Source organism: Roseixanthobacter liquoris (genome assembly GCF_043195135.2).
Classification (GTDB): Bacteria; Pseudomonadota; Alphaproteobacteria; order Rhizobiales; family Xanthobacteraceae; genus NCEH01.
On the sequence record NZ_CM195537.1, the window covers coordinates 4,540,600 to 4,556,818 of the forward strand.

General features: G+C 67.1%; 16 protein-coding genes. 8 read left to right on the forward strand and 8 right to left on the reverse strand.

Translation table 11 applies throughout. The features are described 5' to 3' along the window. Positions 1-14: 14 nt before the first annotated feature. From V5F84_RS20435 to V5F84_RS20465, 7 genes are all read right to left on the reverse strand, one after another. Complete coding sequence (locus tag V5F84_RS20435; RefSeq protein ID WP_394041890.1) at positions 15-3,224, reverse strand: efflux RND transporter permease subunit; 3,210 nt, start codon at positions 3,222-3,224, stop codon at positions 15-17. A gap of 30 nt (positions 3,225-3,254) precedes the next feature. Then, complete coding sequence (gene ihpB / locus V5F84_RS20440; RefSeq protein ID WP_394041889.1) at positions 3,255-4,223, reverse strand: divalent metal ion exporter adaptor subunit IhpB; 969 nt, start codon at positions 4,221-4,223, stop codon at positions 3,255-3,257. After that, positions 4,220-5,491, reverse strand: coding sequence for a TolC family protein (locus V5F84_RS20445; RefSeq protein WP_394041887.1), 1,272 nt, complete (start codon positions 5,489-5,491; stop codon positions 4,220-4,222). The genes ihpB and V5F84_RS20445 overlap by 4 nt, the downstream gene beginning before the upstream one ends. 65 nt (positions 5,492-5,556) lie before the next feature. Then, positions 5,557-5,955, reverse strand: a complete 399-nt coding sequence (locus V5F84_RS20450; RefSeq protein WP_394041886.1) for a hypothetical protein — start codon at positions 5,953-5,955, stop codon at positions 5,557-5,559. A 32-nt stretch (positions 5,956-5,987) separates the two neighbouring features. Continuing rightward, entirely contained in the window at positions 5,988-6,257 is a 270-nt protein-coding gene (locus V5F84_RS20455) for a hypothetical protein (RefSeq protein ID WP_394041885.1), read from the reverse strand. A gap of 25 nt (positions 6,258-6,282) precedes the next feature. Further along, positions 6,283-6,621, reverse strand: a complete 339-nt coding sequence (locus V5F84_RS20460; RefSeq protein WP_394041884.1) for a hypothetical protein — start codon at positions 6,619-6,621, stop codon at positions 6,283-6,285. Further along, positions 6,608-8,092, reverse strand: coding sequence for a type II and III secretion system protein family protein (locus V5F84_RS20465; protein WP_394041883.1), 1,485 nt, complete (start codon positions 8,090-8,092; stop codon positions 6,608-6,610). The genes V5F84_RS20460 and V5F84_RS20465 overlap by 14 nt, the downstream gene beginning before the upstream one ends. Positions 8,093-8,392: 300 nt before the next feature. Between V5F84_RS20465 and V5F84_RS20470 the strand changes: the two genes are divergently transcribed. Continuing rightward, positions 8,393-8,911 carry a tetratricopeptide repeat protein gene (locus V5F84_RS20470; RefSeq protein WP_394041882.1) on the forward strand — a complete coding sequence of 173 codons (519 nt, stop codon included), beginning with the start codon at positions 8,393-8,395 and terminating at the stop codon, positions 8,909-8,911. A 20-nt stretch (positions 8,912-8,931) separates the two neighbouring features. Here V5F84_RS20470 and V5F84_RS20475 read toward each other — a convergent pair whose 3' ends face one another. Continuing rightward, positions 8,932-9,426 (reverse strand): pilus assembly protein N-terminal domain-containing protein, encoded by a 495-nt coding sequence (locus tag V5F84_RS20475; protein ID WP_394041881.1) that lies wholly within the window; start codon positions 9,424-9,426, stop codon positions 8,932-8,934. Positions 9,427-9,725: 299 nt separating this feature from the next. Here V5F84_RS20475 and V5F84_RS20480 point away from each other — a divergent pair, with 299 nt between their 5' ends. The 7 genes from V5F84_RS20480 to V5F84_RS20510 all read left to right on the forward strand — a co-directional run bounded on the left by V5F84_RS20480 (position 9,726) and on the right by V5F84_RS20510 (position 16,213). Beyond that, entirely contained in the window at positions 9,726-9,938 is a 213-nt protein-coding gene (locus tag V5F84_RS20480) for a Flp family type IVb pilin (RefSeq protein WP_394041880.1), read from the forward strand. Positions 9,939-10,030: 92 nt separating this feature from the next. Further along, complete coding sequence (locus V5F84_RS20485) at positions 10,031-10,543, forward strand: A24 family peptidase (RefSeq protein WP_394041879.1); 513 nt, start codon at positions 10,031-10,033, stop codon at positions 10,541-10,543. Between the two features lie 56 nt (positions 10,544-10,599). Beyond that, a complete protein-coding gene (gene cpaB, locus V5F84_RS20490) occupies positions 10,600-11,361 on the forward strand; it encodes a Flp pilus assembly protein CpaB (protein WP_394041877.1) in 762 nt (253 codons plus the stop codon). A 155-nt stretch (positions 11,362-11,516) separates the two neighbouring features. Continuing rightward, positions 11,517-12,713, forward strand: a complete 1,197-nt coding sequence (locus tag V5F84_RS20495) for a CpaE/TadZ family protein (protein ID WP_394041876.1) — start codon at positions 11,517-11,519, stop codon at positions 12,711-12,713. Positions 12,714-12,751: 38 nt separating this feature from the next. Further along, on the forward strand, positions 12,752-14,224 hold the full coding sequence (locus V5F84_RS20500) for a TadA family conjugal transfer-associated ATPase (RefSeq protein ID WP_394041875.1): 1,473 nt from the start codon (positions 12,752-12,754) through the stop codon (positions 14,222-14,224). A gap of 11 nt (positions 14,225-14,235) precedes the next feature. Continuing rightward, entirely contained in the window at positions 14,236-15,237 is a 1,002-nt protein-coding gene (locus tag V5F84_RS20505; RefSeq protein WP_394041874.1) for a type II secretion system F family protein, read from the forward strand. Between the two features lie 7 nt (positions 15,238-15,244). After that, complete coding sequence (locus V5F84_RS20510; RefSeq protein ID WP_394041873.1) at positions 15,245-16,213, forward strand: type II secretion system F family protein; 969 nt, start codon at positions 15,245-15,247, stop codon at positions 16,211-16,213. The last annotated feature ends 6 nt before the right edge of the window (positions 16,214-16,219 follow it).

Sequence of the window (16,219 nt, forward strand, 5' to 3'; positions counted from 1 at the left end):
TCTCCGTGGGTTTTCTAGGTTGAGGCGGCTCCGCCGGTCGCGGTGGAAACAGGTTCCGACCGCTCGCTCTCGCGCCGGAACAGCACGTAGAGCGCCGGCAGGACCAGCAGGGTGAGGATGGTGGAGGAGATGATGCCGCCGATCACCACGGTGGCCAGCGGCCGCTGCACCTCCGCGCCCGGCCCCGTCGCCAGCGCCATGGGCACGAAGCCGAGGGAGGCGACGAGCGCGGTCATCAGCACCGGCCGCAGGCGCGTCAGCGCTCCCTCGCGGACGGCAGTGAGGATCCCCTTCCCCTCGGCCCGCAGCCGCTGGATGAAAGCGATGATGACGAGCCCGTTCAGTACCGCGACGCCCGACAGGGCGATGAAGCCGATGCCCGCGCTGATGGAGAGCGGGATATCCCGCAGCAGCAGCGCGGCAACGCCCCCCGTCAGCGCCAGCGGCACGCCGGAGAACACCAGCAGCGCATCGCCGACCGACCCGAAGCTCATGAACAACAGCAGGAAGATCAGCGCCAGCGCGATCGGCACCACGATGGCGAGGCGCTGGGTGGCGGAGACGAGTTGCTCGAACTGGCCGCCCCAGCCGACCCAATAGCCCTCCGGCAGTTTCACCGTCCCGGCGACCTGCTTCTGGGCGTCGGCGACGAACGAGCCGAGGTCCCGGTCGCGCACGTTGGCGCTCACCACGATCCGCCGCTTGCCGTTCTCGCGGCTGATCTGGTTGGGGCCGGGCGACACCGTGAGGATGGCGATGGACGAGAGCGGCACATAGCGGATCTGGGAGGTTGCGGCCGCCCCCCAGCTCGCGCGAACGGGCCGGCCCTCCTCGTTCGCCGGTGGCAACGGGATGGGCAGGGCGCGCAGCGCCTCGATGTCGGTCCGCAAGTCCTCCGGCAGGCGCACCACGATGTCGAAGCGCCGGTCGCCCTCGAACAGGACCCCCGCCTCCTTGCCGCCCACCGCGATCTCGATCAGTTCCTGCACATCGGCGACGGAGACGCCAAAGCGCGCCATGGCCGCCCGGTTCAGCCCGACGGTCAGCATGGGCAGGCCCGAGACCTGTTCCGTCTTCACGTCCGCCGCGCCGGGCACCTTCTGGAGCACCGCCTGCACCTGGCCGGCGACCTGGAGCAGGGTATCGAGATCGTCGCCGAAGATCTTCACGCCCACGTCGCTGCGGATGCCGGAGATCAGTTCGTTGAAGCGAAGCTGAATGGGCTGGGACAGTTCGTAATTGCTCCCCGGCACGGACTCGGCGGCCTTCTCGATGTCCTCCATCAATGCGGTCTTCGGCTTGGACGGGTCCGGCCATTCCGAGCGGGGCTTCAGCATGATGTAGCCGTCGGAGATGGAGGGCGGCATCGCGTCGGTGGCGATCTCGGCCGTGCCGACGCGGGCGAAGATCTCCTTCACTTCCGGCACCTTCAGCAGGCGCTTTTCGAGGGCCTCCTGCATCTCGAGCGACTGCGTGAGGCTGGTGCCGGGAACGCGCAGCGCCTGGATGGCGGCGTCGCCCTCGTCGAGGCTGGGGATGAACTCCCCGCCCATGCGCGAGGCCGCAAGGCCGCTCGCGATCACCAGGGCGGCGGCCGCCACGGCCACCGCGCCGCGATAATCGATGCAGGCATCCAGCAATGGCGTGTAGAGGCGCCGGGCGCCCCGCATGATGGCGTTCTCGTGCTCGGACACCTTGCCGGTCACGAACAGGGCGATGGCGGCGGGCACGAAGGTCATGGAGAACAGCGCCGCGCCGAGCAGCGCCATCAGCACCGTGATCGCCATGGGCGTGAACATCTTGCCTTCCACGCCCGTGAGCGTGAGCACCGGCAGGTAGACCACGGCGATGATCATGGTGCCGAACAGGCTCGGCCGGATCACCTCCTTCGACCCCGCGAGGATGGTCTCGAACCGCTCCGCCCGCGTCAGCAGGCGGCCCCTCTTGTGCTGCGCCTCCGCCAGCAGGCGCAGGCAGTTCTCCACGATGATGACGGCGCCGTCGATGATGATGCCGAAGTCGATGGCCCCGAGGCTCATCAGGTTCGCGCTGACCTTGTTCTCCACCATGCCGGTGATGGTGAAGAGCATGGCGAGCGGGATCACGCAGGCCGTCACCAGCGCCGCGCGGATGTTCCCCAGCAGCACGAACAGCACCGCGATGACGAACAGCGCGCCTTCGACGAGGTTCTTCTCCACCGTGGCGATGGTGGCTTCCACGAGGTGGGAGCGGTCGTAGACGGCGCGGGCTATGACGCCTTCGGGCAGCGAGCGGGAGATTTCTTCCAGCCGCGTCTCGACGCGCTGGGCCACCGTGCGACTGTTCTCGCCGATGAGCAGCATGGTGGTGCCGAGCACCACCTCCTCCCCGTTCAGCGTCGCCGCGCCCGTGCGCAGCTCCTTGCCCTCACGCACCTCGGCGATGTCGCCGATCCGGATCGGCGTGCCGGAATGGCTGCCGATGACGATCTCCCGGATCTCCTCCGCATTGGCCACCTGTCCGGGCGTGCGGACGAGATACTGCTCGCCGTTCCGCTCGATATAGCCTGCGCCCACGTTGGCGTTGTTGGCCGCGAGCGCGGTCATCACGTCCCGGAACGAGATGCGGTAGGCCATGAGCCGCGCCGGGTTGGGCAGGACATGGAACTCGCGCTCGTAGCCGCCGATGGTGTTCACCTCGACCACGCCCGGCACGGTGCGCAGCTGGGGCTTGATGATCCAGTCCTGGATGGTGCGCAGGTCGGTGGGACTATAGGGCTCGCCGGACGGCTTCTTAGCCCCGGCCTTGGCCTCCACCGTGTACATATAGATTTCGCCGAGGCCCGTGGAGACGGGCCCCATGGCGGTCGCGACGCCCGGCGGAAGCTGGTCCTTGGCCTGCTGGATGCGCTCGTTCACCAGCTGGCGGGCGAAATAGATGTCGGTCCCGTCGCGGAACACCACCGTCACCTGGCTGAGGCCGTAGCGCGACATGGAGCGGGTGTAGTCCAGGCCCGGCAGGCCGCCCATGGCGGTCTCGATCGGAAAGGTGATGCGCTGTTCGGTCTCCAGCGGCGAGAAGCCGGGCGCGGAGGTGTTGATCTGCACCTGGACATTGGTGATGTCCGGCACCGCATCGATGGGCAGGCGCGTGAAGTTCCAGGCGCCGAAGGCCGCCACGCCCAGGCAGGCCAGCACCACCAGCCAACGCTGGCGGATCGAGAAGGCGAGAATGGCGTCGATCATCGCGACGCCTCCGCGCTGGAGGGACGGGCCTCAGTGCTCATGGCTGGCGCTCCCCTTGGCGAGCTCGGCCTTGATCACGAAGCTGTTGTTCGCGGCATAGGCATCCCCGGCCATCAGGCCGAACAGCACCTCGGCCCAGTCCCCGTCCCGCTCGCCCAGCTCCACGTCGCGCGGCTCGAAAGCCTCGCCGTTGCGGACGAACACGACCGTCCGGTTGTCGATGGTCTGGAGGGCGGCGAGGCGGACGGCGAGATCGACCGGCTTCTCCGCGAGCACGATGGTGCCGACCGCGAACAGGCCCGGCCGCAGCCGCATTCCCTCATTGGGGATGGCGACGCGCGCGAGCCCGCTCTGGGTATCCGCGGCGCCGATGGGCGACACATAGATGACCTGCCCCTGGATCGGCGCGCCGCCGTCCTCGGGATCGACCACAACGGCATCGCCGACGCGGACCTGCGCGAAGTCCCGCCGGTAGACCGAGAGGTCCACCCACAAGGTGGAGAGATCGGCGACGACGAAGGCGGGCTTCTGCTCGGAGACATATTCTCCCAGCGCCACGGCGCGATCCACCACGGTGCCCGAGATCGGCGACTTCAGATCATATGTCGTGAGGCTCTGGTTGCTCTCGACGACCGCCAGAACATCCCCCTTGTTGACCTTGTCCCCCAGGCGCTTGCGGATTTCCCGCACGATGCCCGGAAAGCGCGGAGCGACCTGGACGACCGCCTCCTGGTTCGGCTGGATCAGCCCGTTCAGGCGGAGTTTCTGGCGCAGCTTCTCCGGCCCGGCGGTTTCGAGACCGATGCCCGCCGCGGCAAGCTTCGCGTCGTCAAGCGCGACCGCTCCCTCCGCATGGCCTTCCTCTTCTCCGTGCGCCCCCTCGGCGGCCTGGGTGGAGGTGATGGGGGCAGATCGATCCTGCAAGACATGGAGCGTGCCCGCCCCGGCCACGAGGCCGAGCAGAAGCAGCGCCAGGTCGCGTCGCACCGCGCGGCTCATTTGGATTTTCCTTTGGCGAAGGTGACGGGACGGCCGGTGAGCCCCTCGAGGGTGGCGAGAGCCGTGTGATAGGAAACGAGGGCGTCGAGTTCGCGCAGCGCGGTCTCGGTCAATGCGGACTGGGCGTCGAGGAGTTCGAGGAGCGTGTAGCGTCCCTCGGAATAGCCGCTCTGGATGCCCTCGAAGGCGCTCCTCGCATCCAGGAGGCCGCCGCCGCGCAGAATGGCGACCTCGTCATAGGAGGCCTTCAGGCTGTCATAGGCGCGGCCCACCTGCGAGATGAGGGCGCTTCGGGCGACGGCTTCCTCCGCCTCTGCCCGCCTCAGGGATTCGCCGGCCTCGACGATCCCGCCCTCGTTCCGGTCGAGCACCGGGAGCGGCACCGACAGAGTGAACATCATGCCGCTGTCGGCGGTCTCGTTGTAGTGGCGATAGCCGACCCCGAGGGTGACGTCCGGCACCGCCCGGGCCCGCGCGCCTTCCATTTCGGCCCGGCGCTGGGCCTTCAGGGCGGTGAAGCGCGTGAGCTGCGGATTCTCCTGCGCGGACTTCAGGATGCGGTCGAGCGCTGGCGGCAGGTCGACGCGCGCAAGATTGCCGGTGGCGGGGCCGAACTTCGCCTCGGAGGCGCCCATGAGCAAGGCCAGCTCGCGCCGGGCGGTGACGAGGGCGGCCTTGGCGCGCTCCAATTCCACCTGCGCGAGATTGGCTGCCACCTTCGAGCGCGAGATTTCCGCGGGCGACGATGCTCCGGCCTCCACGCGGTTCTGGAGCAGCGGCGCCCATCGCGCGATGGCGTCGGCCTGCCCCTTCAGGATATCCAGGCGACGCTGGGCGCTGAGGACGGCGACGAAGGCCGCCGTCGTCTCCGCGAGCACCTGGAGGCGCAGCGCCTCGCGCTCCCACCGGGCAACGCCGACCCCGGCGCTGGCGGCGGCGATGCGCGCCTCGCGCTTGCCGCCCAGCTCCACGAGCTGGCTGACCTGGAGCGTTTGCTCGGACAGATCGAGCCCCTGGTACGACCCGGAACCGAAGGCATTGTCGACCTCCAGCGAGAGGTTCGGGTTCGGCAGGGCAGCCGCCTGCATGCTCCGGCCGCCCGCCATGCCGATGTCGCGCTCGGCGACGGTCAGCCTGGGGTTGGCGGCAAGGGCGCTGGAAAGGGCCTGGGCCAGGGTCAGCGGCCGCGGCGCGGCGGCAAAGGTCGGCGACGCCTGAAGCAGCGCGAGCGCTGCCCCGAGCGCGAGCGCGAGGGCACGAGAAGACATGATCCGTTCCGGGCATGAGTCTGCATTGGCCGACGCAGGGCGTCAGCGCGCGACGTGCGGAAGGATCAGGCCCGGGGAGGACGCAATTCGGTGCCGGGAACGCGGCCCTCGACCAGGTTCTCGGACAGGGTCTCAAGACCTGTCGGGACGCGTGCGATCACCATCTCCAGCGGCGCATGCAGCACGACGGCGGCGCAGCCGTGGCAATCATGGTCGGCGGAGGGCAAGGACGGCCCGTGGTCCGGAAGCTTCTTCTCGGCCCCCTGGTCGGGTGCCCCGTCGCTCATCGCGACGCGGGTATCCACATCGTCCACATGGTGCGCAGCCACCGTTTCGGCAAACGCGCCGAAAAGCAGGCAAAGCATCACGGCGACGGCCACCATCCGGCGCATCGCCAGACGGGGAATCGCTCGCAGAGCATGTGGAAAGTCGCGGACCATGCCGCAAAGGAAGACCCGAAGCATTGGGCGGTGTCAAGCGACGAGACCGTTGCGCGTCACTTTGACATGCGAGCGCGCGGCCCCTGCGATCGGATGAAATACGCGGCCACTTCCAATGGCTTCGGTGTCACGGCTTCGGCGTCGCGGATGGGATGTCCGCTTGCGCCATGGACCGACAAAGAGCAGCTGGCCGAGCCGGCAGCGCGCCCTGCCTTGGCAACGTCGACGATGGCTCCGAGGATGCCCACGAAGGCGAAGCCGGCATCGGTGGCCTTCGGCCGTTCCAGGGTCCCTTCCAGCCGCCGCGCGGTGCCGCGCCCGGTCACCCGGCCAAGGGTGCCAGGACAATGGCTATCTTCCCGTCGCCGCCCCCGTTGCGCTGGCATCCGCAGAGGCGCCCGCAGAGGCGGAAGGGCCATCGGCGGAGGGTGCCGAACTGGTGGAGGATGCGGGGCCCGCCGTGTACCGCGCCATGACCTTGCTCACGCGCTGCCCATTTCCTGGAATTTTCGTGTCCATCACATAAGGCGGCCAGGGGTCGGTGGTCTGGACGACCTTGTTCCAGCTTTGCGCCTCGCCCGCGGCATCCGAGATCATGTCGCTGCGCTTCAGATAGTCGGCGCATCCCGCCAGGAGGCTCATGGAGCCGAGAGCGAACGCGATCTGGAGAAGCCGGCTAGTATTTGGCAATGACTTTGCTCGCGTTGCCGGGCTTCGGCGGCCCGATGTCGATGATGTGGCCATAGGGGCCGATGACGCCCGTGCCATCGGCAAAGCGGCGCATCATGTCATCGTCCACCTCCAGCTTGCCCATGAGGAAGAAGTCCACGTCATTGCCGGGGAGCTTGGTGTCGAGGGGCGTGCGCAGCGGCAGGCCGGGCCGCGCCGGACTGACGAGGCGGGGGGTGACGATGATGACCAGGTCGGTTTCGTCCTCCTGGAAGGAGGAAGATCGGAAGAGCGCGCCCAGCACCGGCAATTGCCCGACCCAGGGGAGCTGGCTCTGGGTGTTGGAATGGGTGGTTTGCAGCAAGCCGGCCATCGCGAAGCTCTGCCCGTCGCGCACTTCGAGGATGGTGCTGGCGCGCCGGGTGATGAAGGACGGAACCGAGATGGCGCCAGTCGTCACCCGCGTCGATTCATCGACCTGACTCACCTCCGGCTGGAGCTTCATGTTGATGAGGCCCCGTTCCAGCACGATCGGGGTGAAGTTCAGCCGGATGCCATATTCCTTGTACTGGACGGTCACGCTGCCATTCTCTTCCGACACCGGGATCGGCACCTCTCCGCCGGCGAGAAAGCTCGCCGTCTCGCCCGAGAGCGCGACGAGATTGGGCTCGGCGAGGCGGCGGGCGAGGCCCTTCTCCTCCAGGGCCTGGATGAGTACGTCGGCGCTGATGCCTCCGCCCAGCACTTGCGCCAGAACGGTGCCGAACGGCGAGGAGCCGCTTGGCAGAGAAGCGTGGAACTGCACGCCCGGAGGGGGAAGCTCCGGCGGCGAGAATGCACCGGTGGCCGCCCCGCCGGACTTGCCGCCGACAAACCAGCTGATGCCCAACTCCCGCCCGGCATTGCGATTGACCTCGATGATGCGCACTTCCAGCATCACCTGCTGCCCACCGGTCACCCGCAGCGCATTGATCACGCCGGCGGCGCCGTATTGCTGCGCGATCTCGAGAACCTTTTGCAGGCTGACGGCATCGGGTACCGTACCGCTGAGGCGGATCCGCCCGTTGATCGTATCGACCTTGATCCGCGCCGCCGGAATGGCTTCCCGGAGGGCCGAGCCAAGATCGGCCGTGTCGGCGCCGACTTCCACGTCCACCGTGCCGAGCAGGGTTCCACCGGGCCCGAACACGGCGATATTGGTGCGGCCGAGGGATTTGCCGAGCACGTAGAATGTGCGGCTGGTGAGGGGCACCGCGGTCGCCACGGCGGGATCGCCGACCACCACCTTGTCCACGTCGCCCACGGTCTTCGCCGTCAGGAACTGGCCCGCCGGGACAGTGATCGAGGCGGTGGAGCGGCCATTGGCGAATTGAACCAGCTGCTCCTGGGCTTGCCCGGAGCCGGCCAGGGCAAGGGTCCAGAACAGGGCCAGGCATCCCAGCCGAATGATCCGGCCAGGTCCTTCGACGAGCGGCACAATCAACGCGCGCATCTTTCCGGCCGCCCACTCTCTTACCTCACACGCCTTGTAGGAAATGAGCCGCGGCCGGGTCCATTCGGCCAGATGGCCTAGGCCGGCCGCGGGTGCCGGCCTCGGCCAACAGGGTGGTGCACGGTGGCGATTAAGTATGGCGGCACAATATACTTAAGAGCGATCGTGCGGAGCGTTCCGAGGGGCGGCTGGGCGCTTGCGTCGCCCGCCGAATTCCAGCATATCGGCTCTGGATACAGGGGCCCAAATCAAGCACCTCTTCCCGCCGCGCACCGGCGGGCGGGTGGCGAGGTATTCAAGATGCGGCCATTCCGGGGTATCGCCCCTGCGCTGATCCTGCTCCCGCTGTGCGTTGCGCTCTCCGCCTGCGGTGCGAACGGGGGCGACAGCCTTTCCAGCTGGGGCAATACGCTTCCGGCCATGGAGGTGCCGACACAGGTCGAGGCCTATCCGGACAACCAGGTTCTGCAGGTGGCGAAGAACCAGTTCCGGGCCGGGAATTACGGCCGCGCCGTGCGCTATTACGAACGCGCCGTGGAAGTGGCGCCGGAAAGCGGCGAGGCATGGCTCGGGCTTGCCGCGTCCTATGACCGCGTGCGCCGCTTCGATCTGGCCGACCGCGCCTATCGCATGGCCGGGCAATATCTCGGTGATCGGGCCGAATATTATAACAACGTGGGCTATTCCTACATGTTGCGCGGCGATCTCGCCAAGGCGCGCGACAATTTCCTGAAGGCGCTCAGCCTCGATCCCTCCAACGTGACCGCCGCCAACAATCTCCAGATGTTGCGCAGCGCCGCCAACCGCAAGCCGGGTTGAACCCTGACGCGGCGCGGCGGCTATTGGGGGCCGCCAGCCGGCACCTGCGGGTCCGCCGGAGGCGCCGATCCGCCGGGCGCCGTTCCGGCGGCCGCTTCCGCGGCCGGTACTCCCGCCGGGGCGGGATTCGCGAGCGCCACGCAGGTGGGCGCGCACGAATAGATCCGCGCCTTTTCGCCGACGAAGAAGGTGACCTCCGCCTGCTGCGGCCCGATCTGCAGCGCCGTGCGCGATATTTCGCTGCCCGACGGGGAGAGCAGGATCAGATTGGTCGCACCCCGCGCCTTCCCGGTGATGGCGAGGGTGGTGCTGTTGATCAGGCTCACATCGGCGATCGCCGGATTGCCCAGCAGGATCGTGGCGATGCCCGGTTGGGCGCGGAATACCTCGGAGGCACCGACCGGGAGCGCGATGGTGCGCGGCTGGCCGGTCTCCGCGGCGCGGCAGGACATGCGACCGAGGGGCGCCGCCGCCGCGAGAAGGCCTGCAAGAAGCATGATGGGGCGGCCGCTCATGTCGGTTCCTGACGCGCGGGGCGAGACCGCTTTCGCGGGCGGTCGCTCGACGACCGCAATCGGAGGGGCCAATGCGTGCGTGGCAAAGATAGCAGGCATGCGCCATCGCATCCACTCTGCCATATGGCCGAGAGCGGGCGGCAAACGTCCTAGGCCATGAAGCCGAATCGACCCCGGACGCACCAGTCGGCAATGTCCCAACGTGCTGGCGGGAGTTTTGGTTCCCCTGAATTTCCCGCTCTGGAGTGCGCGGGGCGCTGCTGAACGCGGCGGCCACTCAGCCAATCGAGGACCGATCCATGAAGACCCTGTTCAAGCCCTTCCTGAAGGACGAATCCGGCGCGACCGCCATCGAATACGGCCTCATCGCCGGCATGATCGCCGTCGTCATCATCGGCGCGGTGACCATCATCGGCACCCAGCTGAACACCACGTTCGGCACCATCGGCACCAAGCTCACTGACATCAACACGAACGCCGCCGGTGGCGGTGCCAACCCGCCCCAGGAATGATCTCAGACTAGCATTGCTCCGCCGCGGGCGGAGGCGCGCGAGGGCCTCCGTCGCCATCTGACGCTTCGAGACACAGCGAGCGGCCCTCCTTCATGACGCAGGTGATTGCGACATCGCTCGGCGGCCTGTGCTTCGCGGCGGCGATGGTGTGGGCCGCCATCCGGGATGTCGGCACCATGCGGATCCGCAACGCGCTCGTCCTGTTCCTGCTCGCCGCATATGCCCTCCTGGCGCCGCTTTCCGGACAGGGCGTCGCGCCGATCGGTCTGAGCGCGGGATTCGCCGCGCTGATCCTCGTCTGCATGATGGCGTTCTTCACCCTCGGCTGGATCGGCGGGGGCGACGCCAAGCTCGCCGCCGTGGCGAGCCTGTGGCTCGGCCCGGCTCAGGCGTTCCCGTATCTTCTTTACACCGCGCTCTTCGGCGGCGTTCTGACGCTGGTCATTCTCCAGCTTCGCGCCGTTCCGCTTCCCGCGCACTGCCGTTCGATCCCGTGGATCGCCCGGCTCCACGATCCGAAATCACGTATTCCCTATGGCGTCGCGATCGCGAGCGGGGCGCTCTACGTCCTTCCGAAGACGCATTGGATGACGGTTGCTTTCTGAGGGCCTGCAGGCGAGGCGGACGGCCCGCTGCGGGAGGATGACGAGGCTCAAGGCTTATGCTCCGCGTGATCATTCTCGTCGTCGCGCTGGCCGCCGGCGGGCTGGCGGCCTGGCTCGTCTGGGCCATGCGGTCGGGCAGCCCCACGCCGCCGCAGGTGGTGCGCGCGCAGCCGGTCGCCACCGAGGTGCTCGTGGCGGCGGCGGATCTCCCGCAGGGCCATGTGATCCTGGCGAAGGACCTTCGCTGGCAGATCTGGAAACAGCCCCTGAGCCCGACGCTGATCAGCCGCGCGGAGAAGCCGAATGCCACGGCGACCCTGCTCGGGTCCGCCGTGCGGGGCCGGTTCGTCGCCGGCGAGCCCATCCTCGAGGAAAAGCTCTCGCGCAATCAGGCGGGAATGCTCGCGAGCATGCTGCCGTCGGGAAAGCGCGCCGTCGCCATCCGGATCTCGGCGGAAAGCACCGCCGGCGGCTTCATCCTTCCAAACGACAGGGTGGACGTGATCCAGAGCGCCGTCCGCCCCAGCGGGGCCCAGGGCGAAGTCTGGAGCCGGACCTTGCTGCGCAACATCCGCGTGCTGGCGGTCGACCAGCAGGCCGACGGCTCGAAGGGGATGGCCGTGGTCGGCAAGACGGTGACGCTGGAGGTCGACCCCCCACAGGTCCAGGTCCTCGTGGTGGCGGGGCAAGTCGCCGGAAGCCTCTCCCTGGCCTTGCGCTCGGCGGCCGACGACGACGAAACCGCCGCCCTCGCGCCCGAGGGGGCGACCATACGCATCCTGCGCGCGGGGCAAAGTGAAATCGTCCGCACTCAGTAAAGCCGAACGGAAATCGTGCCCTGGTCAAGGTGATGGGAAAACTGCAGCCGGCCGCAATCGATCCTCTCCCGCCCGAACCCGCAGCCCTTGCGGGATCGCACGTCGACGCGCGGCCGGCCGCGCCGGCGCGTGCGCCCGCACATGTTCCCCGCATCGTGATCCACGCCTTCTGCGAGAGCGCGGCCATCACGCGCGCCGTGGAGCAGGCGGCGCAGGACCGCGTGATGGGCCATGCCCGCGTGGCGTTCCAGCAGGGCGGCCTTGCCGGTGCGATCGCGCTTTATGGCGGGCAGACCGCGCCGGACCTCATCCTGATCGAAAGCCGGGCGCCCGCGGCCGCCATCTTGCGGGATCTTGATGCCCTATCGGACGTCTGCGACGTCGGCACCCGGGTCGTGGTGATCGGGCATGAGAACGACATCTTCCTCTATCGCGAACTCATGCGGCGCGGCGTCAGCGAATATCTGCTCGCGCCCTGCGATCCGCTGTCGCTGATCCACGCCATCTCCTCCATCTATCGTGGAACGGCGAGCAAGAAGCTCGGCAAGACCATCGCCTTCATCGGCGCGAAGGGCGGCGTCGGATCGTCCACCCTGGCGCACAATGTGGGCTGGATGATCGGCCGGCATACGGGCTCGCACGTCATCATGCTGGACCTGGACCTGCCCTTCGGGACCGGCAGCCTGGATTTCAACCTCGACGCCGGCATGGGGGTCTTGGAGGCGATCCAGGACGAAGGGCGCCTCGACGACGTGTTGCTCGATCGCCTGATCGTCAAATGCAACGATCATCTCAGCCTTCTGCGCGCCCCCATCTCGCTCGACCGCTGCTACGATCCCGATCCCACAGCCTTTGCGCCGCTCATCGCCGTGGCGCAGGAAAGCGCTCCCTTCCTTATCCTCGACGTGCCCCACCTGTGGTCCGCCTGGGCGCGGAACGTGGTCGTCGCGGCGGACGAGATCATCATCACGGCGGCGCCGGACCTTGCCAATCTGCGCAACGCCAAGAGCATGCTGGATCACCTGCGGGAGGCGCGGCCCAATGACGCCCCGCCCAGGGTGGTCCTCACCCAGGTGGGCATGCCCAAGCGACCGGAGATCAGCCCGAAGGAGTTCGCCAAGGCGCTCCAGCACGAGCCGCTGCTGTGCATCCCCTTCGACGCGCGCGTGTTCGGGACCGCCGCCAACAAGGGCCAGATGCTGCCGGATGTGGCGGCGAAATCGGCGGCCGTGCGGAAAATCGGCGAATTGGCCGATGTCGTCGCGGCGCGGCGGGACATCAAGGTCGGCGCCCGGCGCACGTCCCGCCTCTCGCCCCTGTTCGAACGATTCAGGCGGGAGCCGCGCGGCTGATGGGACCCCCATCGCCTGGTTTTCGGGAGGAAGGCACCATGTTCGGCAAGCGAATGTCTCGGGGGGACGGGCCGGCCGACCAGCGCGCGGGCGTCGAGGTCGTCAAGCCGCAGGTGGCGGCCGCGCCTCCGATCGTCGGGACTGCCGCGTCCAATGTCCTGCCCCTGCCCAAGGTAGCGCAGCCTGGTTCGGCCGAGCGCGCCGCGCGGCCACCCACCGGCCACAAGACCCCCGAATATTACGACCTCAAGTCGCAGATGCTCGCGGCCATGATCGAGGCCATCGATGTCGAGCAGCTGACGCGGATGGACGCCGAGCAGAGCCGGTCCGCAATCCGCGAAATGGTGAACGACATCGTCCTGGTCAAGAAGATCGTCATTTCCACGTCCGAGCAGGCGGAGCTTTTCGAGGACATCTGCAATGATGTCCTCGGATATGGCCCGCTTGAGCCCCTGCTCGCGCGCGACGACATTGCCGACATCATGGTGAACGGCGCGAATACCGTCTACATCGAAGTCGCCGGCAAGATGCAGAAGACCGATATCCGGTTTCGCGACAATGCCCAATTGCTGCATATCTGCCAGCGCATCGTCAGCCAGGTCGGGCGCCGGGTGGATGAGGCGAGCCCGGTGTGCGACGCCCGCCTCCTCGACGGCTCGCGCGTCAACGTGATCGCCGCGCCGCTCGCCATCGACGGACCCACGCTGACCATCCGCAAATTCAAGAAGGACAAGCTCACGCTTGATCAACTGGTGAGGTTCGGCTCCATCAACCATGAGGGGGCCGAGATCCTGCGCATCATCGGGCGCGTCCGGTGCAACGTGGTGATTTCCGGCGGAACGGGCTCCGGCAAGACGACGCTGCTCAATTGCCTGACCGCCTATATCGAGCCCACCGAGCGCATCATCACCTGCGAGGATGCGGCGGAGCTTCAATTGCAGCAGCCCCACGTCGTGCGGCTGGAGACCCGCCCCCCGAACCTGGAAGGCGAGGGACAGGTCAGCATGCGGGATCTGGTCAAGAATTGCCTGCGCATGCGCCCCGAGCGGATCATCGTGGGCGAGGTGCGCGGCCCGGAGGCGTTCGACCTCCTGCAGGCGATGAATACCGGCCACGACGGCTCCATGGGCACCTTGCACGCGAACTCCCCGCGCGAAGCTCTCTCGCGCATCGAATCCATGATCACCATGGGCGGCTACACCTTGCCCTCGAAGACGATCCGCGAAATGATCGTGTCCTCCGTCGACATCATCGTTCAGGCCTCCCGTCTGCGGGATGGATCGCGGCGGATCACCCACATCACCGAAGTCCTGGGCCTCGAGGGCGATGTCATCATCACCCAGGATCTTTTCCTCTACGAATATCTCGGCGAGGACGCGCAGGGAAATATTCTCGGCCGACATCGCTCCACCGGCATCGGCCGTCCCCGATTCTGGGATCGTGCGCGCTATTACGGAGAAGAGCGGCGCCTCGCCGCCGCCCTCGATGCCGCCGACCAGCCCGACGCCTAGGGAGAGCTTGAATGTTCGCGCTCTCCCCCGACGTCATGACGCTGATCATCGCCGTCCTCGCCATGGGAAGCATCGGGGGGCTGGTGGCCGCCGTCCTATACGGCCGCTTTGGCCAGAATTCCGAACGGGACAGGCGTCTCGCCGCCATTGCGGCCATGGGCGCGCCGATGTCCCAGCGGGGCGGCATCGATGATGCCGCGCGCCGGAAGATTATCGAAGACACGCTGAAGAACCTTGCGGAAAAGCAGAAGGTCAAGAATGGCGGCCGGCCCTCGCTGATGGGCCGGCTGAACCAGGCGGGCCTCACCTGGACTCCCCGGCGCTATTACGTGACGTGCGTGGTGAGCGCCCTCGCCGGGTTCGTCCTCGCCGCCGCCGTCCTCCGCATTGGGTGGCTGTTTTCCCTTTCCATCGGCATCTTGTGCGGGCTGCTTTTGCCGCACCTCTATGTCAGCCACACGCGCAAGCGCCGGTTGAACGGGTTCGCGGCCGAGTTTCCCAACAGCGTCGATGTCATCGTGCGTGGCGTGAAGGCCGGCCTGCCCCTGGCCGATTGCCTGAAGATCATCTCCACCGAGGCCCAGGAACCGGTTCGCGGCGAATTTCGCCGCATCCTCGAAGACCAGACCCTCGGCGTCCCGATTTATCAGGCCATCCAAAGACTGCCCGAGCGCATACCGCTGGCCGAGGCGAATTTCTTCGCGATCGTCATCTCCCTGCAGAGCAGCGTCGGCGGCAGCCTCGCCGAGACCCTCGGCAATCTGTCCAAGATCTTGCGCGAGAGAAAAAAAATGAAATCAAAAATAACGGCGATGAGTGCGGAAGCGAACTATTCGGCATTGATCATAGGCAGCCTCCCCTTTGTCATCGGATGCATTATCTTCGTCACGTCTCCGAAATACATTGCTTTGCTTTTCACAAATACGACCGGAAACATCGTTCTGGGCATAGCGGCGATCTGGATGGGGATAGGCATTTTCGTCATGCGTAAAATGATCAGTTTTGATTTCTGAGCCGGACATGGACCTCGCATTTTTCACAGACAATGCCGACCTGCTGACCGCGATCGGCGCGGCGCTGTCGATACTCGCGGCGATCCTGGTCGTCGCGCGCCCTTATTTTGCGCAGGACAACCTGGCGGCGCGCATGGCGCGGCTTGCCGGGGAGCGCGAGCGCATCCGCCTGCGCGAGCGCGGCCAGCTTGGCGCTGCGAGCAAGCCCGTCCCCCTGCGCCGGGAGCCGAAGCGCATCTTCAGGATCGTCGTGGATCGGCTCAACCTCGCCGGCTCCGGCGGCAGCGAACTGGTGCAGAAGCTGCAGATGGCGGGGTATCGCGGCCCCGGTCCGGTGATCACCTATCTCGCGGTCCGCCAGCTCGCTCCCGTCGGCATGCTGATCCTGGCGGCTTTCTATGTGTTCGTCCTGCTGCAGCTCGACTATCCGCTCGCGCTGAAGTTTGCCATCGTCATGGCCGCGGCGGGTCTCGGCTATTATGCCCCCGCCATCTATGTGAAGAACAAGACCGACAAGCGCCAGCACTCGATCCGCCGGTCCTGGCCGGATGCGCTCGATCTCCTGCTGATCTGCATCGAGTGCGGCATGAGCATCGAGGTGGCGCTTCGCAAGGTCTCGGCCGAAATCGGCACCCAATCGCCGGAACTGGCGGAGGAACTCGGCGTCACCACGGCGGAGCTGTCCTATTTGCAGGATCGCCGGAAAGCCTATGAGAATCTCGGCGAGCGCACAGGGCTCGACGGCGTCAAGGGCGTCGTGACGAGCCTCATCCAGTCGGAGAAATACGGGACGGCGCTCAGTCATTCCTTGCGGGTTCTCGCGCAGGAGAACCGGGACATGCGCATGAGCGAGGCTGAAAAGCGCGCCGCGTCCCTTCCGCCCAAGCTCACGGTGCCGATGGTCATCTTCTTTCTGCCGGTCCTGTTCGCCGTGATCATCACGCCAGCCGTGCTCCGGCTCACCCATGCGCACTGAGGCGAC